This is a genomic window from Bacillus sp. LSHTCR4 (assembly GCF_057197025.1).
On the sequence record NZ_JBXUNO010000001.1, the window covers coordinates 934,980 to 961,790 of the forward strand.

Below are 26,811 nucleotides of genomic sequence, written 5' to 3' on the forward strand. Positions count from 1 at the left end.
GAAATGAATATTCTATTCTGTTTTAATGATGGATGGCAAATGCATATGATTGTTACGAATGAAAAATGAATTTTATATTATACATATAATGGAGGGGATATACATGAAGGAGCAGTATAAAATTATTGTTTTAAGTGATGAATTATCAAGGGAGAAGATTCAAAATGTATTAGACAAAAATAAATGTAAAACAATCGTTTATGTTGTAGACGTTTCAGCTATTGTTCAAATAGAAAATTCTTTTCAATATATAGTCATTTGGAGAGTGGACGCAGAAAAACTTACAAATGAATTGATAAACAGGGGCGTGCAAAGTACAAAAATTATTAATTTAACAAAATACATGTATGAATGGAAGAATAAATTAATTTCTATCTATCAAATAAATCCGGATCTTATGTCTCTATACATTTCTATGAAAAAAGCAAAGAGTGATTCGACGTATGAATTGTTTGCGACGGGCTTGTCTTATCCGCATTGTGGTATAAGTACAGAGTGTCTTTCAAAAAAGTCAATAAAATTTACACTTCCATCGCAAGATCTATACTATGATTATTTAATAGCGTCACAACTTCTATCAAGCGATCATTCCTTTCAATATTGTATAATAGGAATAGCTTATTTCTCGTTTTACTTTGATATGTCGTTATCATCTGAATCATATAGAATTCACAAAGTATATTATCCATTGTTTCAAGATGGTCATCATACTGTAGTTCATTCTCCTCTACCCACTGATGGATTCTCACATTTAAATACTCCGAAACCACTTTTTTCTATTTTTAATTTGCATTTTGAATATACTTTATTAGACGAACTAAAAGATGAATCATTGATACTGCCCTGGATAAATGCTGAATGGAATATCACTCCTCTTCACATTCCTTTTGAAGAACACGGAAAAATAAGAGCAGCTTCACATGCTAAATTGTCATATCCTCATACTTTAGTTGAAAATAAAATGATTTTTAAGAAATATTTAGAATTACTGTTGAAAAACGATATAAAGCCATTAATTGTTGTGTTTCCCGTTACTTCACATTATTTCAATTGTAGTAGTAAGAAATTAAAAGAAGATTTTTATAAAGTTATAAACGATTTTCAAGCTCAATATTCTTTTGAAATTATAGATTTATTTGATTCACCATTATTTTGTGATGAAGATTTTTATGATAGTGATCATATGAATAAAAAAGGTGCAAATAAAATGTCCGTGTTATTAAATATGTTTATTCAAGAACGAAAAGTATGATATTTCGTTTCATGTCTGCATAAAAGTATATAGGCTCCATTCGGTTAAAGTGATGTGATTTTTGTGTCGCGTATATAAATAATATGCGAAGAGGTGAGAGAGTAAAATGAGCACTTGTATTGAAAGTACTGAAGAGGTGGTAGAGCAACTTCCGTTAGTAAGTGTATTAATTCCTACGTATAATCGTCCTCGCTACTTTGAAGAGGCGTTATGTAGTGTGCTGGAACAAACGTACCCTAATATAGAAATTATAGTTGGAGATGATAGTACGAATGACGAAACAGAAAAGGTGTTACAAAAATACTTATGTGATCATTCAAATATTATTTATATAAAAAACAGGTCAACTCTCGGACAATTTGAAAATGCGCTTATGTTATTTCATGAAGCGAACGGTGAGTATATAAATTTTTTAATGGATGATGATATATTTCATGTGGATAAAATTAGAAAGATGATAAATTGTTTTTTCAATGATTTAGATAATGAAATTAAGCTTGTAACATCCCATCGTCAAGTAATTGATGAAAAAGGGAAAGAGCTACGACATATTTATTCAACTGTCCGTTTATTTGAAGAGGATACGATTATAGAGGGAACAGAATTAGCAAATAGGGTAATTGTGGATCAAAAAAATTATATTGGAGAACCGACAACAGTTTTATTTCGTAAAAATGATTTACAAGAACCGTATGGGATTTTTGATAAGAGGAGGTATCTTTGTAACGTAGATATAGCTTCATGGTTGTCTTTATTAAGTAAAGGAAAAGCGGTATATATAGCAGAGACGCTGAGTTACTTTCGATTACATCCAGATCAACAGTTAAATGAATCTAATAAAATGATGGATGGATTAGAAGATTTTTCACATAGTATTATAGCAGGAGAAAAATATGGTTTCTTATCTAACGAAAAAGAGTTAGATAAAGCGATAACTAATTTTCTAGATTATGCAAGAAGGATTGTTCCATCATCAATATTATATACATTAGACTATTATCAAAAAATTAAAGAAAAGAAAATAAATATAGAAAAGAAAAAACAATATATAAATAATAATTCTCCTTTACCGAAAGTAAGTATACTTATTCCTGCGTACAATAGACCGTATTACTTGGAATTGGCGCTTAATAGTGCTCTGAATCAAACATATGAAAATATTGAAATTATTATTTCTGACGACAGTACAAATAATGAAGTCAATACGATGATTCAACCGTATTTACGTGAATATGAGTGTATTACATATGTTAAAAATGAAACGCCGTTAGTTGCTGAAAACTTTAATAAGTGTATAGAACTTGCGAACGGGGATTATATAAACTTTTTATTAGATGATGACTTATTTCATCATGAAAAGATCGAGAGAATGATGAAATACTTTTTGACGTTAGAAAATATTTCATTTGTGACGTCTTATCGTGAACTGATTGATGAGAACGGAGAGATATTACCAGCCTCAACATTGAATATGAAAATTGCGAAAGAAAATACACTTTTTGAAGGAAAAGAGTTAGGGAATTACATATTGAAAAATTTAAAAAATATAGTGGGTGAGCCGACAACTGTTCTATTTAATCGAGATATGTTTGAAGGGAAGTTTGGGTATTTTAAAGGGAAGGCTTATTCTGCTATTAATGACATTGCAACTTGGCTAGACATGATGAGGAAAGGAAAAGTAGTTTATATACAAGAACCTCTTAGTTATTTTAGACAACATAGTGGACAAAATCAAAAACAAATGCATTTTATTTTAATGACAATTGAAGAATGGATTGAATTAATTATTGATGCATATAATAGTGGGTTTTTAAGTTCTGAAAGAGATTATAAAGAGAGCTTATCCTATTGTTTAGAGAATGCGGGATTTATAGTTAAGGATGCAGTAAGAAATGGAGAACTAGATCAAATTTATAATGAAAAGATTAAAAAGGGGTTAAACAAACTAGTTGCCCATATGTTTGAGAAAGAATGTTGTTATTGTCAATATTGCAATCAACAATTTGAAAAATTTTCACCTTGGCCGGCAGATTATGATTTTCCAAAATATAAATTTGAGATGTGGAATAAAGATACAGGGATATGTCCAGTTTGTAGTTCGATGGATCGTGAAAGGTTGTATCGTGTGTACATTGAAACGGAAACGGACTTGTTAAGTAGAAAATATACTATGCTTCATATTGCACCTGAAGCGAATGTAAGAGATTGGCTTAACGAGTATAAAAATATTACGTATGTATGTGGGGATTTAGAGCCAAAGGATCCATTAATGAAGGAAATTGATGTTACAAGCATTACATATGATAGTAATACTTTTGATGTAATTTTATGTAGCCACGTATTAGAACATGTTCTTGATGATGGCAAAGCAATGCGAGAGTTATATAGGGTTCTAAAACCAGGTGGATGGGGAATTATTCAAGTACCCATCGTAATGAATGTGGATTCTATTATAGAGAATGAATTAATTGTAACTCCACAATTGAGGAAATTAGCTTTTGGTCAAGAAGATCATGTGAGAATTTATAATCAATCAGGGTTCATTCAACGATTAATGAATGCGGGGTTTAAGGTGGAATTATATAACATAGTGGAAAAAGAAGGGATGAAAAGTGCTAGGAAATTTGGCTTATCTGAAACAGATATGCTCTATATTGTCCGAAAATGATAGGAAGGAATAGATAGATATGGAGAATATTCCTTTTTTACGTGCTTCAACTGTACCTGTAATTGAGTATTTGGATGAATTGAAGGAAATTGATATATCTCACATATATACGAATTACGGACCTATAAATCAACGTTTTGAACAAACAATTATGTCGGGATTTTTTCAGAACAGGGGAGCTGTTACAACAGTAGCAAACGCAACGTTAGGGTTAATGGTGGCCATTCAACTTAAGAAAAGAAAAAAAGGAAAGTATGCCCTCATGCCTAGTTTTACATTCCCTGCGACCCCATTAGCGGCTATTTGGTGTGGGTTGGAACCTTATTTTATTGATATTTCACTAGATGATTGGTATATGGATAAAACAGTACTTTTGGATAAGATTGAAGAATTAAAAGAAGAGGTTGCGATTGTTGTCCCATACGCAACTTTTGGCTCATGGATGAACTTAGAAGACTATGAAGAATTAGAGAAAAAGGGTGTTCCGGTTGTCGTAGATGCGGCACCGGGATTCGGATTAATGAATGGAAGCGTGCATTATGGTCAGGATTTTAGTGGGATGATCGTATATAGTTTTCATGCAACAAAGCCTTTCGGAATTGGTGAAGGAGGGCTCATATATAGTAAAAATGAAGAAGATATACAACGTATTAAAAGCATGGGGAATTTCGGATTTGATACAAATCGTGAATGCACGATGATGGGGTTTAATTGTAAAATGTCTGAATATGCAGCCGCTATTGGGATTGCAACTATGAAAAAATGGGATGAAAAATTAAAAGAACGCACCCGTATTTCTGAATGGTATAAACAATTGTTACAAAGTAATGGATTAATGAAAAAAGGATGGAAAGTCCAAAAGACAGAAGCAGTTATTCAACAATTTATGCCTATTCTTTGTCCAGAAGAAGTTCGCAACATACAAGTAATAGAAGAACTGAAAAAACAGAAAATAGAAGCTAGATTATACTTTTCGCCATCATGCCACCAACAAGTTCTTTTTAGAAACTATAAGTCTACAGATTTAACAACAACGAATAAAATAGCAAAACGAATAGTAAGTTTACCTTTATGGGAAGGAATGACGGAAGAAATAGTAGAACAAATTGTAATCTGTTTAGGACAGAAGGTGGGGACGGTAGATGAATAGTTTTTATAGCCAAGAAGAACTAAAGAAAATTGGATTTTTATCTATTGGGAAAAATGTATTGATTAGTAAAAAAGCAAGTATATATAATCCAGGTGTTATATCAATTGGTAATCATGTAAGGATTGATGATTTTTGCATTTTAAGTGGCAAAATTACAATTGGAAGTTATTCGCATATATCAGCGTATACAGCGTTATATGGAGGGGAAGTTGGGATTGAAATGCATGACTTTGCAAATATCTCAGCTAAAACCATCGTATATGCAGTACTTGATGATTTCAGTGGGAATACATTAATGGGGCCAACCGTCCCGAATCAATATAGGAATGTGAAAACAGAAAAAGTTATTTTTAAAAAACATGCGATTATTGGTGCTAATTCTATTATTTTTCCAAATGTAACTATAGGAGAAGGCACGGCAGTAGGTGCGATGAGTATGGTGAAAGAGAGTTTAGAAGATTGGTATATTTATGCTGGAGTTCCCGTAAGAAAAATAAAACCTCGTCAAAGAAAGATGCTAGAGTTAGAAATTGATTTTTTAAAAAACATTCATTCTTAACAAAAAGAATGAATGTTTTTTATTTTTATGGTGCAGCAGAGTGTGTATCTTAACTTATTATGTTTTAAATTTTGCTGACCAAGGCAATACTGAGCCATAGTGAATGTAAAGTTGGAGGGCGAGCGTATATGTTTGATGAGGATGGGATTGTTTTAATTATGGAACCGGCTGATGAAAGAAACTGGAGGAGATTTATTTTTTCAGTACCAAAGTCAGTGTATGAAAAGAAGGGGCTTACATTACACTATGGAACAGCTATAGGACAAGGGTATACGGATATAATTGAAGATATTATTAGCGTACATATAGAAGTAGATGTTGTAACAGTAATCGGGCATGTAAGAGGGTAAATAGCTATTTGAAAAAAGGTTATAAGTAATTTAGCTAGAAGTTAGGATAGAGAAACTTACAGACAATTATAAAGACGAAGGGAGCCTAAAATGAAAATAAAATCAATTTTATTAGTATGTATAGTTACAATTGGTTTGATGGGATGTTCACTAGTTGAACAAGGAAAGAACTCCATAGATTATGCTCAAAAAGCGACAGACTATGTAAATGAAATAAGTGCGTTTGCAAATGATGCACCAGCATTAGCTGAAAAGGCCGTTAATGATAGCGAAGCTCGAAAAGAATTAGAAACAAAACTTAGTGAAATTAAACAAGATATACCTGCCTTCAATGAATTAACGCCACCTGATGTAGCAAAGGATCTTCATCAGCAAATCGTCGGATATAACGAAAAGCTAAATACGTTAATTGATACGGCGATGACAAAGATAGAAGAAGGGAAAGTCGATGTAGAGCAATTTAAAAACTCTGAGCTTATGCAGACAGTAGATCAAGTTCGAGATTTGAAAGATAAGATACAAAATTTAGGGCAATAATAAAAAGCTCCGGTTGTAATAACGGAGCTTTTTATGTTGTCTAATGGAAAAATTCATTATATTTTCTTCCTATAGTATAAGTGTTTTTTATCACGCTGTTTGCAGGGCATTCCAATTGGTAAGAGTTGATAAAAGTTTCATTTTATATCTTCCATTTTTCTAAAATATGTATTGTTTTATTGGTTGCATCCAGGTTCACTTGAACACCTATAGGCATAGTAATCATCGGATGGGTATGACAACAATCAAAGTTAGCTAGTAAAGGAATTCTTTTGTTTTGCAGTACTTCTAAAAGTATTTCGTAAGGTTTGCGATTTGAGCCACAATCATCAAATTGCTCATGTTTTCCAAGAATAATACCTGAAATTTTATCAAATACACCGTTAATTTTAAGTAATGAAAAGCTTCTTTCAATAGTAGCTGCATCTTTTGAGCTATCCTCAATAAATAGAATATCGCCTTCTTGAATACATGGCATAAAAGAGCTGCCCCAAATTCCTTGTATTGTATTTAAGTTGCCGCCAATTATCCGTCCGGTAGCTTGTCCATTTGTTACAGAAATCCAATTATTTGGTCTAAGTTCTTTTTCTTTCGTTTTCTCTTCCCAATTAATAAATTCGTCTGACCAAAATAAAGGTTGTTTTATGTTGTAAGGAAGCGCTTGATCATGCAGTAATGTTTCTACAAAATATTTGTATGTATCATCTACAAAAGGCTCAAATTCTCCAAAGGAGGGAACGAGTGCCGGGCCGTAAAATGTAGGGATTCCTGTTTTTGCATAAATCCCTAGTAATAAAGCTGTTGCATCTGAATAGCCAATCATTATTTTAGGGTTATTTTGAAAAGCATCATAATCAATATAAGGTAATAAGGAATTAGAATTTAGACCGCCAATTGTTGACATAATACAGGATACATTAGGATTTCTTATTAAAGCATTCAGTTCCTCGGCACGTTCTTGTATGCTACCTGAACGATAATAATCATATTGACCTGTTAGTGAACCTTCTAATATATGAAATCCTTTCTGTTGTAAGTAAGATTTCGCTCGTTCAAATCTTTTGGGAGAAGTGTAGGTTACTGGAGAAGAAGGTGAGTAGATCCCAATTGTGTCTCCGTATTTTAATGATTTTGGAAGTAGCATTTGTATAAATCCCTTCTATTAAAAAGTTTATTCGCGAGATTTTATAATTGAATATTTTTATATTTCAGTGTTTTTATTGTAACATAAATACATTGAAATAATAATTGCTGTAGATGAATAAATATGCTTTTTACCTTGACGATATTAAGGGAAAGTTGTTATGGTTGAATGTGAGTGTATAAAAGGTTTGCTAAAGGAGTTTTGAAATGAAGCGGTTAAAATGGGGAAGGCTGACGATCCTAGTAGTCATTGTTTTAGGAATATGTTGGTTCTTATTCCAAGGAACTCAAAAGAGTGTAACGAATGTAGAGGGACAACCTTTACAAGTGGCAGAACTACCTAAAACAGGGTTAACTGAAAAAGTAGTGCCACCAAAATACATACCACCGGAAATTGATGCAAAAGCAGCTATGATTATTGATGCGAGTAATGGAGATGTTATTTATCAACAGAATGAAAATGAGGCTTTTGCGCCAGCAAGTATGTCTAAGATGATGACAGCATATCTTCTATTAGAAAATGTACATAATGGGAAAGTTCGCTGGGAAGATCCGGTGAAAATGAGTGCGAAAGCGGCACAAACAGAGGGGGCGAGAATCCCAGTTCAAGTTAATGACACATTAACTGTAAAAGACTTATACCATGCATTAATGATTGAATCAGCAAATAATTCGGCTGTAGCTTTAGCAGAACATATGGCAAAGACGGAGAAAGATTTCGTTCAGCTTATGAATGCAAAAGCAAAGCAGTTAAAAATGTCGGATTATGCAAAATTCGCAAATGCTTCAGGACTACAGGAGCCCGATGGAAGTGAGACGAAGATGACAGCTGCTGATGTAGCAAACTTGGCGTATCATCTTATAAAAGATTATCCAGAAATATTAGAAGTAACTCATTTACGTCAAAGTCAGTTAGCATTTAATAATATTAATGTTATAAGTACAAATGATATGTTAAACAAAAATAATAAAGCTTTATATATAGAAGGAATAGACGGATTAAAAACAGGATTCACAGATAGCGCAGGGTATTGTTTTACGGGGACAGCAAAACAAGGCGATACTCGTATTATTACAGTTGTAATGGGAACGAAAGGTAAAACAAAGCGTTTTACAGAGACGAATAAGCTAATGTCTTATGCATTTGGCTTAGTTAATTAAGTGAAATATTGAGTTGGATCATCATATAAGAAAGGTGATGTATTGTTACGTATTACGAGTAACAATACATCGCCTTTTTATTTTTAATAGTAGGGAATAAAAAGGTAAAATATGTGAGTATTATTATTTGAGTTTAATATTATTTATTGATAGTATAAAGTTAGAAACTTATTAATGATAAGTTTTGGGAGGCGGATTATGATGTATACATATGAAAAAGCCTCAAATGAAAATTGGAGGGAATTATGATGGCAAAAGATTTTTACTCAGCAATTGAAGACCGAAGATCTATTTATGCGATTAGTAAAGAGCAAGTAGTTTCTGATGAGAAAATTCAAGAAGTGATTTATCATGCTGTAAAACATACACCTTCAGCTTTTAACTCTCAAAGCGCTCGCGTTGTTGTCTTGTTAGGAGAACAACATGATAAGTTATGGGATATTACGAAAGAAACGTTACGAAAAATTGTACCTGAAAATAACTTTGCATCTACTGAAGAAAAAATGAATGCATTTAAAAGTGGTTATGGAACGGTTTTATACTTCGAAGATAATCAAGTAGTGGAACAACTACAAGAAAACTTTGCGTTATATAAAGATAATTTTCCAATTTGGTCTCAACAATCCTCAGGAATGTTACAATTTGCAATTTGGACAGCTTTAGAAATCGAAGGATTTGGTGCTACATTGCAGCATTACAATCCATTAATTGATGAAGAAGTGAGAAAAGAATGGGGAATTCCAGAGAAATGGAAACTAACTGCGCAAATGCCGTTTGGTAAACCGGTGGTACCTGCAGGTGAAAAAGAATACCAACCATTAGAAAACCGTGTAAAAATTTATAAATAAGGTAGGCACGATAAAAGGTGAACAGGAATACAACCTGTTCACCTTTTATAAGTAATAAGGATTTTCTTGATAGGAATTCTTCATATAATTTTTTAATTCTTTTTTACGTGTTTCAATAGTTGATATTTTTTGTAAGGTGATACATGAAACGAATTGAAAAAAAGCATAGTACAGTTCTATATTTTTATTTATAGGATTGTCTATTATATTTTTCATAAATATCCCCCCTTTTTAATCTCGCTATTTGCGGGCAATAAGACTTCCGTGTAGGATAAATAGAACTTGAATAGATTAAAATGTCAGTATATATATGATAATATAAATATCCTGGAAATTCCATAGATAGTGAAAAATAGGTAGTGGAATGCGTTTTTTCGTCAAATTAGAACACGAATTTTGAAGTTAAATCTTACAAATCGTCAAATCTTTTAAAAACGATAAATAGTATCAAAAATAGTTTTCTGAAAATATTATACTATTGATAAAAAAAGTATTTTTTGTCATGATAAGAGTATGCTTCATGGGAGGAACTATACTAAGCAATACATTCTTTGCATTGTGTTAGATGAATAGAATTTTTCAAGGTGGATAGAAAAATATTTACTAAGATAATGAATGGTATGTCGAATTTTCAATAAAATACATAAGAAATATGAAAAAAGCATTGCAAAAACAGTAAGTTTAATGGTAAAGTTCACATGAAGTTCACACGGATTTCACTTCATTCATTTAAAATGAACTCTGTGTGAAAAATAAAACTCTTGCTAAAAAATGGAACTTAATGAATATTTTACTTTGATAATATTGTAAAGTATTAAGTTTAAAAGTTTTTTTAAGAGGATAGTAGGGAAAGGAAGTAAAGACAACTTATGAAAAAAGTAATTGCAGGTTTAGCAGCAGCTTCTGTAGTAGGTGTTGCAGTTCCAGGTATGGATTCTGCTCAAGCACAAGTTTCAAACGAAGCGCTAAAAGAAATTAATGGACAAACTCAAACTCAAACTCAAACGACTGTAACTGAAACAAAAACTGTAGAAACAAAATCTGACTTAAAATACACAGTAACTGCTGATGTATTAAATGTTCGTTCAGGTGCTGGTACAGGACATAGCGTTATTTCTAAAGTAAAACAAGGTCAAGTACTACAAGTAATTGGACAAGAAAACGGTTGGTTCAAAGTAACTGTAAACGGTCAAACTGGTTATGTAAGTGGTGACTTCGTAACAACTGGCGGTAAAACAGGAACTACTGTTCAACAAGGAACTGGTACTTACACAGTAAACGTTTCTTCACTTAACGTACGTACAGGCCCAAGTACATCTCATACAGTATTAGGCTCTGTAAATAAAGGTAAAACAGTACAAGTTGTTGGTGAAGTACAAGATTGGTTTAAAATCAACTTCAATGGTGGAACTGGATACGTAAGCAAAGACTTCGTAACAAAAGGTGGTTCTGCTGTATCTAACCAAATACAACAACCAACTACAAACAACAATACTACTACAGTTCAAACTGGTGGTTCTTATGTTGTTAACACTGGTGCTTTAAAAGTACGTACAGGCCCAGCTACATACAACGCTGTAATCGGTGGTGTAACAAACGGTACAGTATTAAACGTTACTGGCGCTGAAAATGGTTGGTACAAAATTAACCATAACGGCCGCACAGGTTACGTAAGTGCAGACTTTGTTAAGTTTGTAAAAGGCGGAGTAAACAACGTTACAAATAACAATAACGTTCAACAACCAGGTAAAGACGTACAAAAACCAACAACTGGTGGAGATACATCTTCAATCGCTGGATTCGCTAGATCTTTAAATGGTTCACCATACAGAACTGCTGGTACAACACCTGCTGGTTTTGACTGCAGTGGATTCATTCACTACGTATTAAATCAAACTGGTCATAAAGGCGCTCGTCAAACAGTTGCTGGATACTGGAGCTCTAAAACAAAAACTAGCAATCCACAACCAGGTGATTTAGTATACTTCCAAAATACTTATAAATCAGGTCCTTCTCACATGGGTGTTTACTTAGGAAACGGTCAGTTCATTAGTGCAGAAACTGATGCAACTGGTGTACGTATTAGTTCTGTAAGCAACTCTTACTGGAGCAAGCACCTATTAGGTTACACAAAAGCATACTAAGAAAAAGTAGATTATATACTATTTGTATAGAGAAAAGGCTTTCCAGGGAAACTTGGGAAGCCTTTTTATAGTTTCATAAATTGGGATGTAATAGTTTTCACTGTAACTTCCCGTTTAAAAATTGATCGTATAGGTCATGAAAGTAGTTGGGACGGAATAAGTTTGCTGCATGTCCTGCTAAAGGTATTTCTTTATATAAAACGTTAGGAAGAATGGACTTTAAATCAAAAAGACAAGATTTATAGAGATGATCATGTTCGCCCATTACCCATAAAATAGGGTGGGGAAGTGATTTTAATTTAGATTTTAGATCGAATTCTAACCGGTGGCGTAATGATTGGGCAATAATTGATGAATGCAATTGCAATCCGAAACGGTAATAAATATTTCTTGAAATGACTGCGAACGGATTTACCTTTAGTATGCCACTTGGAAAAATGGTATTTGCGTATTGAGAGAGCCATTTAGAGTAATCGTCTCCTCGCTTCTCCCAAAACTTTTGAAATACGTTATATAAAAGGGAAGGATTATTATAATGTCCACCAATATGACAAATGCTTAATACTTTTTCTGGATGCATTTGTGCAAAAATGGTAGAGATATAACAACCGTAGCTTAAAGCGCAAATATGAGCTTTTTGAATGCCTTCTTTTTCGTATAAGTTCAATAATTGATCCACGAGACGCTGTAATGAAAATTCGATAGCTTCTCCTTTATCATCGCCGTGACCTAATAGGTCATAAGTAATAATGTTGTAAGAGGCGGAAAATCGTTTATGCTCTTTTTTGAAAGCACGACGATTGCCGACTAATCCATGAATAAAAATGATTGTTTCCTTTTCGGAATGTATATTTGTTTGCAAAAAGGATACTCCTTTCAATAACTGGAGATTTATATAGTATTGTAAATTAGTTATCTATAATTCACATAGAATAATAATTAGTACTAGGTAATAATATCAGATGTTTATATCTGTTGTAAAGATGCGTTTGTATGTATATTTTGTAAAAACAGAAAAAGTGTGTTTACATTCAGTTTACATTTGTATTGTATTCTATTTTTAGAAAGAACAGTTTGGTTTAACACGAGGAGATGACATGTATGGAAGTTAGAAATGAGACAAAGAAAAAAGGGAGCTGGAGGCAGTTTTTACGCCTTATTCAAGATACAAATCCTCCGAAAGGGATTCTTGTTTTTGCGTTATTAATGAGTTTGCTTTCTACGGGAGCAAGTTTATTTATTCCGATGTTAACAAAAGGATTAGTAGATAATTTTTCATTTTCGTCAATTAGTACAGGACAAATTGTTGGGCTAGTTGCATTCTTTATAATGCAAACGGTAGCTGCAGGATTATCTATATATTTATTAAATTATATAGGACAGAAGATTGTAGCTGGACTGAGAGAACGTTTGTGGAAAAAGGTGCTTATATTGCCAGTATCTTATTATGATCAAAATAGAACAGGCGATACAATTAGCCGAATGACAAATGATACAGGAGTTGTGAAAACATTAATTTCTGAGCATTTATCAAACTTATTAACAGGTGGTATTTCAATCGTCGGATCATTAATTGTACTATTCGTTTTAGATTGGAAAATGACACTTTTACTTTTAACGGTTATCCCATTATCAGTACTAATTTTAGTTCCACTTGGACGAAAAATGTATAAGATTTCAAAAGCACTTCAAGATGAAACAGCTTCTTTTACAAGTGTGCTAACGCAAGTATTATCAGAAATTCGTTTAGTGAAATCTTCAAATACAGAAAAAAGAGAATATGAAACAGGGAATACAGGTATACAAAAGTTATTACAATTTGGTTTGAAAGAGGGAAAAGTGCAAGCGTTAATTTCACCAGTTATGTCGTTTGTTTTAATGGCATTACTTGTTATCATCGTAGGCTATGGTGGAATGCGAGTTTCTAGTGGTGCATTAACAACGGGTGAACTTGTAGCGTTTATTTTATATTTAGTTCAAATTATTATGCCGATGAGTCAATTATCTATGTTCTTTACACAATTCCAAAAGGCAATTGGTGCAACGGAAAGAATTAATATGATATTAGAATATGAAGTAGAAGACCATGAAACTGGTGTGAAAGTTACAAATGCTAAACAACCAATCGTTCTTGAAAATGTACATTTTGAGTACAACGAAGAAGAGCAAGTCTTGAAAAATATTGATTTCACAATTGAATCAGGAAAAGTGACAGCGATTGTAGGGCCAAGTGGTAGTGGGAAAACAACGTTATTCTCATTATTAGAACGTTTTTATGAGCCAACTAACGGTGCCATTAAATTAGGAAAAGACTCAATTACGAACTATTCATTACAGTCATGGCGACGTCAAATCGGTTACGTTTCACAAGATAGTCCGTTAATCGATGGAACGATTCGTGATAATATTTGTTACGGTGTTGAGGGCGAAGTGACAGATGAAGAAATTGAAAAAGTAGCGGCGATGGCATATGTTGATGCATTTATTCATGATTTACCGAGCGGATATGCAACAGAAGTTGGAGAACGTGGTGTGAAGCTTTCCGGAGGACAAAGACAGCGAATTGCCATTGCCCGAGCATTACTTCGAAATCCAAAAATTCTTATGTTAGATGAGGCAACTTCAAGTTTAGATAGTAAATCAGAGTCTGTCGTTCAAAAGGCATTAAATAACTTAATGAAAGGCAGAACAACGTTAGTTATTGCACATAGACTTTCTACAGTTGTAGATGCAGATAAAATTATCTTTATAGAAAAAGGGAATCTTACAGGAAGCGGTACACATGATGAATTGTTACGCACACATGACATGTATCGTGAATTTGCAACGCAACAATTGAAAATTAAAGAGGGCGTATTATAAAATGAATCATCAGTGGGGCTTATACTCCGCTGATGATTCATTTTTAAAAGTTATATAAAAGATGCTACGTAGAAAGGAGAGGTTTTCTTTGCTACCAAAAATTTTAATAGTAGATGACGATCCACATATTAGAGAACTTGTTTCTGTATTTTTAGAGCGAGAAGGTTTTCGAACATATGAGGCAATTGATGGTCTAGATGCACTTCAAAAAATAGATGAAGTGAAAGTTGAAATGGTTATTCTTGATATTATGATGCCGAATATGGATGGGTTTGATGTATGTTTTGAATTAAGAAAATACTATGATATCCCTATTTTGATGCTAACTGCTAAAGGAGAAACATCTCAAAAAGTAAAAGGGTTTCATCTTGGTACGGATGATTATCTTGTAAAACCATTTGATCCGATAGAACTAGTAGTGAGAGTTAAGGCGTTATTGAAACGTTACCAAATTACAGTATCGCAATCGATTCAAGTTGGAAATGTACTGTTAAATCGTAAAACATTTGAAGTTACAACCGGAGAACAAACAGTTACGTTACCGCTAAAAGAATTCGAATTGCTATTTACTTTAGGTTCTAAAGCGGGAAGGACATGTTCAAGAGAACAATTAATTGAAGATGTATGGGGATATGATTTTGAAGGAAATGAACGTACACTAGATGTTCATATGAATCGTTTGCGTGAGAAGTTCCGAGAAGAGAAGTCGAAATTTAGTATTAAAACGATAAGAGGCTTAGGGTATCGCTTAGAGGTAAGTAAATGAGAAGAAGAGAGCGAATGAATAAGGTGAAGATACTGAAAGTAATTGGAGCGATAATAGCTCTCTTTTCTTTTCTCACTATAATTTGGTCTATAGCCTTTTATGTATCATCAAGTGTAATGAATGCTCTTGAAATACAAGTATCGCCTTTTATTACTTTTTTAATTAGTGATATGGTCGGCTTTGTATTTATTGTTCTTATTTGGGTATTGATTGGAGTATTAATGAGACCGAAGCGAGAGGCAATGATTTGGACTATTATTGAACCGATACAAAAAATTGCAAAAGGAGACTTCTCCGTAAAAATACGAAATGAAGAGAAGTATGATGGAGAAATTGGTGTGCTCGTAAAAAGCATAAATGATATGACAGATGAACTGAATGCGATGGAGAAAATGCGCCAGGAATTTGTATCGAATGTTTCTCATGAAATACAGTCACCATTAACTTCTATAAAAGGATTTGCTAGAGCACTACAAGACCATAATCTTTCCGAGGAAAAAAGAAAGCATTACCTTACCATTATTGAAACGGAAACAACGAGATTATCTAAACTAAGTCGAAATTTACTGAAGTTAACTCTTTTAGAGTCGGAAGAATATACACCAGAAAAAGTGAACTATCGATTAGATCAACAATTAAAGCAAATTGTGTTAAATAGTGAACCGCTTTGGGATGAAAAAGAAATTGAATTAGACCTGGATTTAGAAAAAGTGCATATAACTGCCGATCAAGAAAGTATGAGTCAAGTGTGGATTAATTTAATTTATAATAGTATTAAATTTACTCCAAGTGGTGGCACAATTACAATCCAGTTAAACGAATATGAGAAAGTAGTGGAAGTGTGTATTCGCGATTCGGGAATTGGTATATCCGAAGAACAGAAGCAACATATTTTTGAACGTTTTTATAAAGCGGATTCTTCACGAAATCGTGCGTATGGAGGAAGTGGCTTAGGTTTGGCTATCGTAAAAAAAGTACTCGACCTTCATAGAGGAGAAATAAAAGTCGAGAGTGAGGAAGGGAATGGTACTGAATTTACTGTGTGTATTCCTAAGTATAAAGAGAAATAGTGTTAGGAGGATATCTTCTAACACTATTTTTCTTTATACATACAGTTACCATTGCTGCAGCTATATTGATAAGCTTTTCCTTCACTGTTCATACGATAAGAGTAATCAGATTCTTTATCTTTCTTAAAATCAACGTATGCTTCTGCACCGTTTTTATCATTATCTATATCAATGAATTGAACGTGTCGTATAGAATAATCCCTTTTTTCACTTAAACCCCTTTCTTGTAAGTTTGTATGAATACTTTTTATTAATTGGTCGAACAGTGACCAGTTTAAATTAAGATGCTCAAATGATTCAGTATGTCTTCCTAAAATGCTGTTGTCTTGTATTATTTCTTTATTATTATCGTATGTATAAGAGTATGTAAAATAAGGTTCGTCTTTATATACTACTGTTGCATAATAGCCGATATTATAAAGGGGAGTATATTTTCCGGTGATACTTTGTATATCTTCTTGTTTATAACCTTTTATAGTATGAAGGTAATCACTGGTATCTTTTTCTATAACTTTATAGTTTAGAGGATTACCAAATATAAAGTACATAGCCAAAAATATGATACATAGTCCGATTGCAGTTAGTGACAAGAACCATTTTTTTCTTTTCATACACATATCCTCTCCTATGGTGGATTTATTTTTATTTTACATGAATAATGGAAAAAACATGAGACTTATAAATAAAACCTTCTATAGTTACCTACAAGTAACCTACGCACATGAAAGTGCATCATTGCCTTTTTACATAAACATAGATACAATTTTAATATAATACATAACAGAGATGATTAAGGAGTGTTACACTTGGCAGAATTATTACAAGGTAAAAATGCTTTAATTACAGGAGCAGGTAGAGGGATTGGTCGCGCTGTCGCAATCGCATTAGCGAAAGAAGGCGTAAATGTAGGCCTATTAGCTCGTTCAGAAGAAAACTTAAAAGCTGTAGCGAAAGAAGTAGAAGCAGAAGGCGTAAAAGCTGTTATTGCGACTGCTGATGTTTCTTCATATGAAGAAGTGACTACTGCAATTGAGACGTTAAAAAACGGTTTAGGCTCTATCGATATTTTAATTAATAACGCTGGTATTTCTAAGTTCGGTAAGTTTTTAGAATTAGACGTTGCTGATTGGGAAAAAATCATTCAAGTAAACTTAATGGGTGTATATTATGCAACTCGTGCAGCTTTACCAAGCATGATTGAACAACAATCTGGTGATATCATTAACATTTCATCTACAGCGGGACAAAAAGGTGCACCTGTAACAAGTGCATATAGTGCTTCTAAATTTGGTGTTCTTGGCTTAACAGAATCGTTAGCGATGGAAGTTCGTAAACATAATATTCGTGTAACGGCTTTAACACCAAGTACAGTAGCAACAGATATGGCTGTAGATTTAGGATTAACTGACGGAAATCCTGATAAAGTTATGCAAGCGGAAGATATTGCAGAGTTTATCGTAGCGCAGCTGAAATTAAATAAACGTACATTTATTAAATCTGCTGGGCTTTGGTCTACTAATCCATAGGAATTAAATTTATATTTAAAAGAAGGGATATCTATTCTGTAATGGAGTGGATGTCCCTTCTTTATTTTTTGTATTAGAGACGGAATTTTCGGTATAATTAAAAGTGAATGGTAGAAAGCACTGGAAAATTGAAAGGGCTGGTATTTATATGAGTACAATTGAGAAATGGACGGCTGTTGATCAATATATGAGTGATGTATTAATACCGAAAGATTCTACATTAGAAGAAGTTCTTCAAACTAATGCTACAGCTAATTTACCGGCACATGATGTATCGCCAACGCAAGGGAGGTTTTTACAACTATTAGTACAAATTCAAGGAGCTCGTAACATTTTAGAAATTGGTACTCTAGGTGGATATAGTGCGATATGGCTTGCAAGGGGCTTGCCATCTGAAGGCCGAGTTGTTACATTGGAAGCAAATGAAAAACATGCAGAAATTGCACGTAATAATATTGAACTTGCTAATTTGAATGATAAAATTGAAGTACGAACAGGATTAGCGTTAGATTCTTTACAACAAATAGAAAATGAGAAGTATGAACCTTTTGATTTTATTTTCATAGATGCGGATAAACAAAATAACCCTGCTTATTTTGAATGGGCACTGAAACTATCACGCCCAGGTACTGTAATTATTGGAGATAACGTAGTACGTGAAGGAGAAGTTATTGATAGTACTAGCAGCGACTCTCGCATACAAGGAATACGTCGTTTCTATGAGCTAATAGCTGCTGAGCCGCGTGTAAGTGCTACAGCGCTTCAAACAGTCGGAAGTAAAGGGTACGATGGATTTGTAATGGCAGTCGTAAAAGAATAACGAAAGGAGATAAATAGAATGAAAAAGATGTTTGAAAAATTATAACGTGTATCGTATACAACGCAGTTAGCTCGTGGACCTCCAACATACTTAAAAATATAAGTTTATATTAAAAATTGGAGGTTAGGAATAGATGAGAACTGAAAAAGAAATGTTAGACTTAATTATTAATACAGCAAAAGAGGATGAAAGAATTCGAGCTGTCATTATGAATGGATCGCGTGTAAATCCACATGTGAAAAGAGATTGTTTTCAAGACTATGATATTATTTATGTTGTAAAAGATATACAATCCTTTACGTCTAATCATAATTGGATTCATAGATTTGGAGAAATAATGATTGTACAAATGCCGGAAGAAATGTCATTAGTTCCACCAGATGGAGACGGAAAGTTTCCGTATTTAATGCAGTTCATGGATGGGAATCGGATTGATTTAACACTAGTGCCAGTTGAATTAATAAATAATTTCGTTGGACAAGATAGTTTAAGTAAATTACTTCTCGATAAAGATAATTGTATAGAAGAATTCCCGCCAGCAAGCGATAAAGATTACTTAATAAAAAAGCCTACAGAAAAAGAGTTTTTAGGTTGCTGTAATGAGTTTTGGTGGTGTAGTACGAATGTGGCAAAAGGGTTATGGCGTGAGGAACTTTCTTATGCAAAAGGAATGCTTGATGGTCCAGTGCGAGATATGTTCATCGTAATGCTAGAATGGCATATTGGTATGAAAACAGACTTTACAGTTAATGCAGGAAAGTTTGGAAAGCATTTCGAGCAATATATTGAAAAAGATATGTGGGAGCAATTTAAAAGGACATGTTCTAATGCAGAATATGAAAACATATGGGAGTCATTCTTTGTCATGGGTGATTTATTTAGGGAAGTGGCGAATGAAATTGCTAACACATATGGGTATCGATATCCGCAAGATGATGATGATAAAGTGACGAACTATTTAAAACATGTGAAAGCTTTGCCAAAAGATAGTACATCGATTTATTAATAATGTAAAGCAGTAAGACTGTCCTAATTAAGGACAGTCTTATTTTTGTTTATGAATAACAATTTCTCTAACAAAGTGCAGATGAATCACATATGAAATTTTAGGGAGGTTTTTATCATGTATTATTTTTATTCACCAGAAATGTTTGCTCCATATCAATGGGGACTAGAACGAGATGTTTCGTATGCTTATATGCCATATAACTCATTTTATTATGGAGACTATATAAACTCATTGCCATACGCATATATCCCTAAAAATTATGAAGCACAAATGAAAGCAGATGAGCGTGGATCGTGGACACCATTTTCTTGGGTTGAAAAATATGCGTACGCATTTTCAGGACCGTACAATAAAGCGGAAGTCGCTCTTACATTTGATGATGGGCCGGATTTAGAATTTACGCCAAAAATATTAGATAAGTTAAAACAACATAATGTAAAAGCTACTTTTTTCTTACTTGGTGAAAACGCAGAAAAGTTTCCGAATGTAGTAAAGCGTATTGCGAATGAAGGGCATGTAATTGGCAATCATACGTATAGCCATCCGAATTTAGCGAAAGTAAATGATGCTGAGTACCGTAATCAAATTATGAAAACAGAAGAAATATTAAATCGTTTAGCTGGTTATGCACCGAAGTTTATACGTCCACCGTACGGTGAAATACTTGAAGATCAATTGAAGTGGGCAACAGAGCAAAATTTTATGATTGTACAGTGGAGTGTTGATACAGTTGATTGGAAAGGCGTAAGCGCTGATACAATTACAAATAATGTGTTAGGGAATTCATTTCCTGGAAGTGTCATCCTTCAGCATTCAACACCAGGTGGGCATTTACAAGGATCTGTAGATGCATTAGACAAAATCATTCCGCAGTTAAAAACGAAAGGGGCACGCTTTGTAACGCTGCCAAGTATGTTCCAAACATCGAAAGAGCGAAAGTGAATGTATTGTGGAATTAGAAAAAACAGGATTGTTTCGTATAATGAAGCTGTAGGTTAGGAGGGGATATAATTGATGTATGCACTAATAAACATAGGAATGAGTATTTTAATAGGTATTATATTTATACTTGCGGCAATTGTCCTTCAAAAAAATCCACCGACCGATATTAATGCGGCATATGGTTATCGTACGAAACGATCTATGAAAAATAAAGAGTTATGGGATACAGGTAATAGGTATAGTGCAGAAGTGATGAAGCAAAACGGATTCATCATGATGTTAATTGGAAGTGTTGTTAGTATACTGTTTAGATATCCACATACAATGATAGCGATTATGGTGATTATGTTGTTATTAATCATTCGTTTATTTATACGAATAGAGAGTAGATTGAAAATACTTGAACAATAATGAAAAAATAGGACTCCACGCAATAGAATGCTAGGAGTCCTATTTTATTTATAAACTATTCTTTTCTAGTAAGTCTTTTCCTTGTTCAACAACAAATTCATAGTACGCAAGATCATATGGATAAATATCATCAAAAGTTATCATTATCGGTTTATTGCTCAAAACAGAAGTAGCTGTAAATGATGAAATTTCTCTTTTTAATAACTGTAGAAAAGAAGTTGCATGTATTTTCATCACATCGTCTACTTCTTCACCTGGTGCGAATGGAAGTGGATTGATGACATTGTGGAAATACATATGACAAAACTCGCGATCCGTAAGATTTGAAATTTCATAATCTATTTTAAAGATGCCCTTGTATGCTAAATCAGTCGTTTGGAAAGAAAGTCCTAATTCCTCTTCAATTTCACGAAGACCACCACTTTGTACATCTTCATCATGCATAATATGTCCGGCTGAAGTAATATCCCAAATGTTCGGAGCTTCTTTTTTATTTTTAGAGCGTAATTGGAAATATAAAAACATATCTTCATCATCTTTTTCTACAAACCAACAATGAAATGTTTCGTGCCAATCACCGTCACGATGCACTTCATCACGTAATTTCTTCCCAAGTATATTTTTTTCAGTATCAAATATTGTTAACCACTCTGTCATTTTAATTCCCCTTTCTGCAAATGTTATTATACAATATTTGTATTGAATTTTGGGAAAATAAAGAAAAAAGGGGTCGTTATTAATGGGAATAGAGAGCGCGGAAATAAAATCGATTATTTCAACAGAGGAAGAATTACGGAAAATATTAGGGCAACCAAGTGAGAGAGCTTTGAAAAAGGTTATTTCATCATTAGACTATCATTGCGTAGATTTTCTGTCTAAATCTCCTTTTCTAGTATTATCTACTGCAAATAAATTAGGAGAATGCGATGCTTCGCCGAGAGGAGATGCACCTGGATTTGTTTACGTATTAAATCATAATAAAATTATTATTCCAGAAAGACCAGGCAACCGCCGTATAGACTCCATTTTGAATATTATTTCCAATCCACGTGTAGGGTTACTCTTTTTTATTCCAGGTCTTGGGGAGACACTCCGAATAAATGGCCGAGCGTATATAACAAAAGACGAAGAAATTTTGCAAGAAATGCAGGCAAATGGACGCACTCCGCTACTTGGAATTGTTGTTGAAATAGAAGAATGTTACATGCATTGTGCAAAAGCTTTTATTCGTTCGAAAATGTGGGATCCAGAATCTTGGTTGAATAAAAAAGAGTTACCTTCAGCAGCGAAAATGTTGCTGGAGCACGCGAAAGTAAATACTTCTGAAGAGGATGTTGCACGTTCTTTAGAAGAAAGTTATACGAAAAGATTGTATTAAAAAAGTTTTATTTATATAGTTTTATAAGGTGAATATGTAAATGTATTAGAATGGGATATTTATATACGAATCGTTGATTTACAAGAGGAATAAACAACAAAATAGGTAAATCGAGCGGTAGTGGCATAATATTATTGTAAAATATAATAAAAAATGATTTTGAAAATTGTTAGTAAAAATAGGCTTGCTTTTTAAAAAGTTGATAACTATAATAAGTTAACAAATAGACATGAACGAAAAAGTAACGATAAGGACACGAAATCATTTTTACGGTTTACAGAGAGGGAAGCCAAGGGTGTGAGCTTCCTAACACGAGAAATGATTTTACCACCTTTGAACTTCAATAGTGAACGAGCAATCTAGTAATTATTGACGGAATCAGCCGTTATCTGAACTTGAGCAATCTAGGGAGAAGCACGTCTAGATTGGAACAAGGGTGGAACCACGAAAACACATTCGTCCCTTTCCTAGGGATGAGTGTGTTTTTTTATAGTTTTAAAGATTGAAAATTTAAAATAATTTAAAAATAGTATTGATTTTGTTTTTTATGCGAGTATAATGAGTTAACAAATAAACATGAACGAAAAGTAACGATAAGGACATGAAATCATTTTTACGGTTTACAGAGAGGGAAGTCAAGGGTGTGAGCTTCCTAACACGAGAAATGATTTTACCACCTTTGAACTTCAATAGTGAACGAGCAATCTAGTAATTATTGACGGAATCAGCCGTTATCTGAACTTGAGCAATCTAGGGAGGAGCACGTCTAGATTGGAACAAGGGTGGAACCACGAAAACACATTCGTCCCTTTCCTAGGGATGAGTGTGTTTTTTTTATTATTTTGAAAGGAGGTGCAGTAACATGAAACGATTTGTACGTACAGAAATAACCACCACCTGCATAGTTGAAAAGCAGAGCAAGGTGATTGATAGAGATAAATAATAAAATTGTAGGAGGAGATTAGAAGATGAATAACGTTATTAATGTTGGGGTGTTAGGATTAGGTACGGTCGGAAGTGGTGTTGTCCATATTTTGAAAGAAAATTATAAAAAAATTGCACTTGATACAGGGTATGAAGTGAAGGTAAAGACAGTCGTTGTACGTGACTTAGAAAAAGAACGTGATGTTTGCATTGATGGAATCGTAGTAACAAGTCATGTCGATGAAGTTCTAAATGATTCAAATATTGATATTGTAGTAGAGGTAATGGGCGGAATTGAAGAAGCGAAGCAGCATATTGTTAAGGCTTTACGAAATAAGAAACATGTCGTAACAGCAAATAAAGATTTAATGGCTGTATACGGTGCAGAACTTCTCCAACTGGCAAACGATAATGATTGTGATTTATGTTATGAGGCAAGTGTAGCGGGCGGTATTCCGGTGTTAAGAGGGTTAACAGACGGATTAGCATCAGATCAAATTGAAAAAATAATGGGAATTGTAAATGGCACAACAAATTACATGTTAACAAAGATGAGTCAAAATGGATGGTCGTATGAAGAGGCTTTACAGGAAGCACAAAAATTAGGTTTCGCAGAATCAGATCCAACAGCGGATGTAGATGGGCTAGATGCGGCGAGAAAGGTAGCCATTCTGGCAAACTTAGGTTTTTCGATGAATGTTTCTTTAGATGATGTGCAAGTAAGAGGGATTCGAAAGGTTGAAAAAGAAGATTTACAAATGGCTGAAAAATTAGGATTTACTATGAAGTTAATTGGGAAAGCAGAGAAACAAGGATCAGCCATTCATTTAAGTGTAGAACCGACTCTTTTACCAAGTCATCATCCATTATCGAATGTAAATAATGAATTTAATGCAGTGTATGTTCACGGGCAAGCGGTGGGAGAAGTAATGTTTTACGGACCTGGAGCTGGGAAGTTACCGACTGGCTCTGCTGTAGTAAGTGATATTATTTCAATCGTTAAAAATATGAATCAAGTTCCGAAAAATAAAAGTGCGTTAAAAGAGCCAGAACCGTATGAATTACAGGGAGATGAAGAAGTTGTTTCGAAATATTTCTTACGTATTTCATTACGAGACGAACCTGGGATGTTACAAAAAATAACAGAATGTTTCGTTAATTATTCTGTAAGTTTAAAAGAAGTTATTCAGTTACCTTTAAATCGTGAACTTGCAGAAGTCGTTGTTGTGACACATCAAACTTCAAAGTATCAATTTGAACGAGTTTTAGGAGTGATAGAAGAGGTTGCAAGTGAAATAAACAGTTATTACATTATTGAGGAGGAAAAACAATATGTATAAAGGGTTATTAAAACAGTATGCTTCTTATTTACCGGTGAATGAAAATACACCTGATGTGAGCTTAATGGAAGGGAATACACCGCTTATCCCGTTATTAAATATATCAAAACAATTAGGAATTCAGTTATACGGTAAGTATGAAGGAGCGAATCCGACAGGTTCTTTTAAAGATCGTGGTATGGTAATGGCAGTCGCAAAGGCGAAAGAAGAAGGTTCAGAGGCAATCATTTGTGCGTCAACAGGTAATACATCAGCATCGGCTGCAGCATACGCAGCACGTCTTGGAATGAAATGTATTATCGTAATCCCAGAAGGGAAAATTGCTCATGGGAAATTAGCGCAAGCAGTTGCCTATGGTGCTGAAATTATTTCAATTGAAGGGAATTTTGATGATGCACTAAAGGCTGTAAGAAATATTGCTGCGGAAGAGCCAATTACATTAGTAAACTCAGTGAATCCTTATCGAATTGAAGGGCAAAAAACAGCAGCGTTTGAAATTTGTGATCAATTACAAAGTGCACCAGATGTTTTAGCGATTCCTGTTGGGAATGCCGGAAATATTACAGCGTACTGGAAAGGTTTCTGTGAATATGAGAAAGAAAAGGGCTATAAGAAGCCAAGAATTCACGGGTTTGAAGCGGAAGGAGCAGCTGCTATTGTAAAAGGACATGTCATTGAAGAACCTGAAACAATTGCAACGGCGATTCGCATCGGTAACCCAGCAAGTTGGTCATATGCAGTAGAGGCTGCTGAGCAGTCTCATGGTGAAATAGATATGGTATCAGATGAGGAAATATTACATGCGTATAGATTGTTAGCAAAAACGGAAGGGGTTTTCGCTGAGCCAGGGTCAAATGCTTCATTAGCTGGCGTAATGAAACATGTGCAATCCGGAAAAATCAAAAAAGGAGAAACAGTTGTTGCGGTTTTAACTGGAAATGGCTTAAAAGATCCTGATATCGCAATTTCTTCTAATACATTGGATATTGCAAGTGTTTCAAATGATATAGAACAAATTAAAGAGCATATTAAAGGGGTGATTATGTCGTGATACCATTCAGTATTCGTGTTCCTGCTAGTACAGCGAATGTTGGACCTGGATTTGATTCAGTAGGAATAGCGTTGTCATTGTATTTACATGTAGTAGTAAAGGAGAAAGCTGATAAATGGCAAGTAATCCATTCCTTTGATGATTCAATTCCGACAGATGATAAAAATTTAATCGTTAGTACGGCATGTAAAGTGAGTCCTTCTTTATCACCCTATATAATAGAAGTTACTAGTAATATCCCATTAACAAGAGGACTAGGAAGTAGTGCATCAGCAATTGTAGCTGGGATAGAGCTTGCGAATCAACTAGGCAATTTGAATTTAACTACGAATCAAAAAGTACAAATTGCTACAAATTTTGAAGGACATCCTGATAATGTTGCTGCTTCTATATTAGGAGGGACTGTAATCGGAGCACTTGATGGAAAGAATGTTTCGGTTGTAAGAATTGAAAGTAAGGAATTAGGCGTAATTTCTCTTATTCCGAATGAAGAGTTAAATACAGAGGAAAGCCGGTCTGTATTACCAGATATGTTTCCGTTTCATGAAGCTGTTAAGGCTAGTGCGATCAGTAACGTATTAGTAGCTGCGTTTTGTCAAAAGAAATGGGAAGTTGTAGGCGAAATGATGGAAAGAGATCATTTTCACGAGCCCTATCGTTTAGAACTTGTACCGTTATTACCATCTATTCGTAAATGTGCAAAAGAGTTTGGAGCATACGGCACAGCGCTTAGCGGTGCAGGACCATCCATTTTTATATTAACACCGTATGAAAAGCGCCGAGAAATTGCTGAGCAATTAGCGAGAGTATTTACGTCTATGAAAGTGTGTGAGCTAGAAATCGATCATAGAGGAATTACTGTAAATAAGGAAGAACATATTGGATCATAAAGAAAGCTAG

At 33.9% G+C, this 26,811-nt stretch carries 26 protein-coding genes and 2 other annotated features; of the genes, 21 read left to right on the top strand and 5 right to left on the bottom strand.

Translation table 11 applies throughout. The features are described from left to right. The first annotated feature begins 103 nt into the window (after window positions 1-103). From AC2CGR_RS04785 to AC2CGR_RS04810, 6 genes are all read left to right on the top strand, one after another. Window positions 104-1,252 (top strand): hypothetical protein, encoded by a 1,149-nt coding sequence (locus AC2CGR_RS04785; RefSeq protein ID WP_484480579.1) that lies wholly within the window; start codon window positions 104-106, stop codon window positions 1,250-1,252. 106 nt (window positions 1,253-1,358) lie between these two features. Further along, window positions 1,359-3,920, top strand: coding sequence for a glycosyltransferase (locus AC2CGR_RS04790; RefSeq protein ID WP_484480580.1), 2,562 nt, complete (start codon window positions 1,359-1,361; stop codon window positions 3,918-3,920). A 19-nt stretch (window positions 3,921-3,939) separates the two neighbouring features. Next, window positions 3,940-5,070 (top strand): aminotransferase class I/II-fold pyridoxal phosphate-dependent enzyme, encoded by a 1,131-nt coding sequence (locus tag AC2CGR_RS04795; RefSeq protein ID WP_484480581.1) that lies wholly within the window; start codon window positions 3,940-3,942, stop codon window positions 5,068-5,070. Continuing rightward, window positions 5,063-5,629: an acyltransferase gene (locus AC2CGR_RS04800; protein ID WP_484480582.1), complete on the top strand. Its 567-nt coding sequence runs from the start codon at window positions 5,063-5,065 to the stop codon at window positions 5,627-5,629. Before AC2CGR_RS04795 ends, AC2CGR_RS04800 begins: the two co-directional genes overlap by 8 nt. Window positions 5,630-5,757: 128 nt before the next feature. Next, complete coding sequence (locus tag AC2CGR_RS04805) at window positions 5,758-5,979, top strand: hypothetical protein (RefSeq protein WP_033691611.1); 222 nt, start codon at window positions 5,758-5,760, stop codon at window positions 5,977-5,979. Window positions 5,980-6,069: 90 nt separating this feature from the next. Next, the gene (locus AC2CGR_RS04810; protein WP_263704252.1) at window positions 6,070-6,516 is read left to right on the top strand and encodes a DUF6376 family protein; all 447 of its coding nucleotides are present in this window, start codon (window positions 6,070-6,072) and stop codon (window positions 6,514-6,516) included. A 142-nt stretch (window positions 6,517-6,658) separates the two neighbouring features. Here the strand turns inward: AC2CGR_RS04810 and AC2CGR_RS04815 are convergent, their stop codons facing one another. Beyond that, window positions 6,659-7,660 carry a S66 family peptidase gene (locus AC2CGR_RS04815; RefSeq protein WP_131101933.1) on the bottom strand — a complete coding sequence of 334 codons (1,002 nt, stop codon included), beginning with the start codon at window positions 7,658-7,660 and terminating at the stop codon, window positions 6,659-6,661. A 206-nt stretch (window positions 7,661-7,866) separates the two neighbouring features. On the opposite strand from AC2CGR_RS04815, the gene AC2CGR_RS04820 reads away from it, so the two are divergent. Both AC2CGR_RS04820 and AC2CGR_RS04825 read left to right on the top strand, forming a co-directional pair. After that, entirely contained in the window at window positions 7,867-8,820 is a 954-nt protein-coding gene (locus tag AC2CGR_RS04820) for a D-alanyl-D-alanine carboxypeptidase family protein (RefSeq protein ID WP_042515318.1), read from the top strand. Between the two features lie 245 nt (window positions 8,821-9,065). After that, on the top strand, window positions 9,066-9,668 hold the full coding sequence (locus AC2CGR_RS04825; RefSeq protein WP_484480583.1) for a nitroreductase family protein: 603 nt from the start codon (window positions 9,066-9,068) through the stop codon (window positions 9,666-9,668). 45 nt (window positions 9,669-9,713) lie between these two features. Here the strand turns inward: AC2CGR_RS04825 and AC2CGR_RS04830 are convergent, their stop codons facing one another. Further along, the gene (locus tag AC2CGR_RS04830; RefSeq protein ID WP_484480584.1) at window positions 9,714-9,884 is read right to left on the bottom strand and encodes a DNA mismatch repair protein MutT; all 171 of its coding nucleotides are present in this window, start codon (window positions 9,882-9,884) and stop codon (window positions 9,714-9,716) included. A gap of 653 nt (window positions 9,885-10,537) precedes the next feature. Between AC2CGR_RS04830 and entFM the strand changes: the two genes are divergently transcribed. Then, entirely contained in the window at window positions 10,538-11,812 is a 1,275-nt protein-coding gene (gene entFM, locus AC2CGR_RS04835) for an enterotoxin EntFM (protein ID WP_484480585.1), read from the top strand. Window positions 11,813-11,909: 97 nt separating this feature from the next. On the opposite strand, the gene AC2CGR_RS04840 is transcribed toward entFM, so the two are convergent. Beyond that, the gene (locus AC2CGR_RS04840; protein WP_087968197.1) at window positions 11,910-12,674 is read right to left on the bottom strand and encodes an alpha/beta fold hydrolase; all 765 of its coding nucleotides are present in this window, start codon (window positions 12,672-12,674) and stop codon (window positions 11,910-11,912) included. Between the two features lie 239 nt (window positions 12,675-12,913). Here AC2CGR_RS04840 and AC2CGR_RS04845 point away from each other — a divergent pair, with 239 nt between their 5' ends. From AC2CGR_RS04845 to hitS, 3 genes are all read left to right on the top strand, one after another. Then, window positions 12,914-14,674 carry an ABC transporter ATP-binding protein gene (locus tag AC2CGR_RS04845; RefSeq protein WP_484480586.1) on the top strand — a complete coding sequence of 587 codons (1,761 nt, stop codon included), beginning with the start codon at window positions 12,914-12,916 and terminating at the stop codon, window positions 14,672-14,674. Window positions 14,675-14,762: 88 nt separating this feature from the next. Then, entirely contained in the window at window positions 14,763-15,440 is a 678-nt protein-coding gene (gene hitR / locus AC2CGR_RS04850) for an envelope stress response regulator transcription factor HitR (RefSeq protein ID WP_131101936.1), read from the top strand. Beyond that, window positions 15,437-16,510: an envelope stress sensor histidine kinase HitS gene (gene hitS / locus AC2CGR_RS04855; protein ID WP_131101937.1), complete on the top strand. Its 1,074-nt coding sequence runs from the start codon at window positions 15,437-15,439 to the stop codon at window positions 16,508-16,510. Before hitR ends, hitS begins: the two co-directional genes overlap by 4 nt. A 23-nt stretch (window positions 16,511-16,533) precedes the next feature. On the opposite strand, the gene AC2CGR_RS04860 is transcribed toward hitS, so the two are convergent. Beyond that, entirely contained in the window at window positions 16,534-17,121 is a 588-nt protein-coding gene (locus AC2CGR_RS04860; protein ID WP_131101939.1) for a DUF3139 domain-containing protein, read from the bottom strand. 195 nt (window positions 17,122-17,316) lie between these two features. Here AC2CGR_RS04860 and AC2CGR_RS04865 point away from each other — a divergent pair, with 195 nt between their 5' ends. From AC2CGR_RS04865 to AC2CGR_RS04885, 5 genes are all read left to right on the top strand, one after another. After that, window positions 17,317-18,036 (top strand): 3-ketoacyl-ACP reductase, encoded by a 720-nt coding sequence (locus tag AC2CGR_RS04865; RefSeq protein WP_000818985.1) that lies wholly within the window; start codon window positions 17,317-17,319, stop codon window positions 18,034-18,036. 148 nt (window positions 18,037-18,184) lie between these two features. After that, the gene (locus AC2CGR_RS04870) at window positions 18,185-18,856 is read left to right on the top strand and encodes an O-methyltransferase (RefSeq protein WP_484480587.1); all 672 of its coding nucleotides are present in this window, start codon (window positions 18,185-18,187) and stop codon (window positions 18,854-18,856) included. A 133-nt stretch (window positions 18,857-18,989) separates the two neighbouring features. Then, window positions 18,990-19,862: an aminoglycoside 6-adenylyltransferase gene (locus AC2CGR_RS04875; RefSeq protein WP_087968192.1), complete on the top strand. Its 873-nt coding sequence runs from the start codon at window positions 18,990-18,992 to the stop codon at window positions 19,860-19,862. 117 nt (window positions 19,863-19,979) lie between these two features. After that, window positions 19,980-20,807 (top strand): peptidoglycan-N-acetylglucosamine deacetylase, encoded by an 828-nt coding sequence (locus tag AC2CGR_RS04880; RefSeq protein ID WP_484480588.1) that lies wholly within the window; start codon window positions 19,980-19,982, stop codon window positions 20,805-20,807. Window positions 20,808-20,879: 72 nt separating this feature from the next. Next, a complete protein-coding gene (locus AC2CGR_RS04885; RefSeq protein ID WP_484480908.1) occupies window positions 20,880-21,218 on the top strand; it encodes an SdpI family protein in 339 nt (112 codons plus the stop codon). A gap of 48 nt (window positions 21,219-21,266) precedes the next feature. Here AC2CGR_RS04885 and AC2CGR_RS04890 read toward each other — a convergent pair whose 3' ends face one another. Beyond that, window positions 21,267-21,875: an NUDIX hydrolase gene (locus tag AC2CGR_RS04890; protein ID WP_270185283.1), complete on the bottom strand. Its 609-nt coding sequence runs from the start codon at window positions 21,873-21,875 to the stop codon at window positions 21,267-21,269. A gap of 82 nt (window positions 21,876-21,957) precedes the next feature. Here AC2CGR_RS04890 and AC2CGR_RS04895 point away from each other — a divergent pair, with 82 nt between their 5' ends. The 4 genes from AC2CGR_RS04895 (at window position 21,958) to thrB (ending at window position 26,801) form a co-directional block, all read left to right on the top strand. Next, window positions 21,958-22,596 (top strand): pyridoxamine 5'-phosphate oxidase family protein, encoded by a 639-nt coding sequence (locus tag AC2CGR_RS04895; protein ID WP_270185282.1) that lies wholly within the window; start codon window positions 21,958-21,960, stop codon window positions 22,594-22,596. A gap of 235 nt (window positions 22,597-22,831) precedes the next feature. Beyond that, window positions 22,832-23,063 (top strand) — a binding site (T-box leader). Between the two features lie 114 nt (window positions 23,064-23,177). Continuing rightward, window positions 23,178-23,409, top strand: a binding site (T-box leader). Window positions 23,410-23,564: 155 nt separating this feature from the next. Next, on the top strand, window positions 23,565-24,860 hold the full coding sequence (locus AC2CGR_RS04900; protein WP_484480589.1) for a homoserine dehydrogenase: 1,296 nt from the start codon (window positions 23,565-23,567) through the stop codon (window positions 24,858-24,860). Then, entirely contained in the window at window positions 24,853-25,911 is a 1,059-nt protein-coding gene (gene thrC / locus AC2CGR_RS04905) for a threonine synthase (protein WP_270185281.1), read from the top strand. Before AC2CGR_RS04900 ends, thrC begins: the two co-directional genes overlap by 8 nt. Further along, window positions 25,908-26,801 carry a homoserine kinase gene (thrB, locus tag AC2CGR_RS04910; RefSeq protein WP_087968185.1) on the top strand — a complete coding sequence of 298 codons (894 nt, stop codon included), beginning with the start codon at window positions 25,908-25,910 and terminating at the stop codon, window positions 26,799-26,801. The genes thrC and thrB overlap by 4 nt, the downstream gene beginning before the upstream one ends. Window positions 26,802-26,811: the final 10 nt, after the last annotated feature.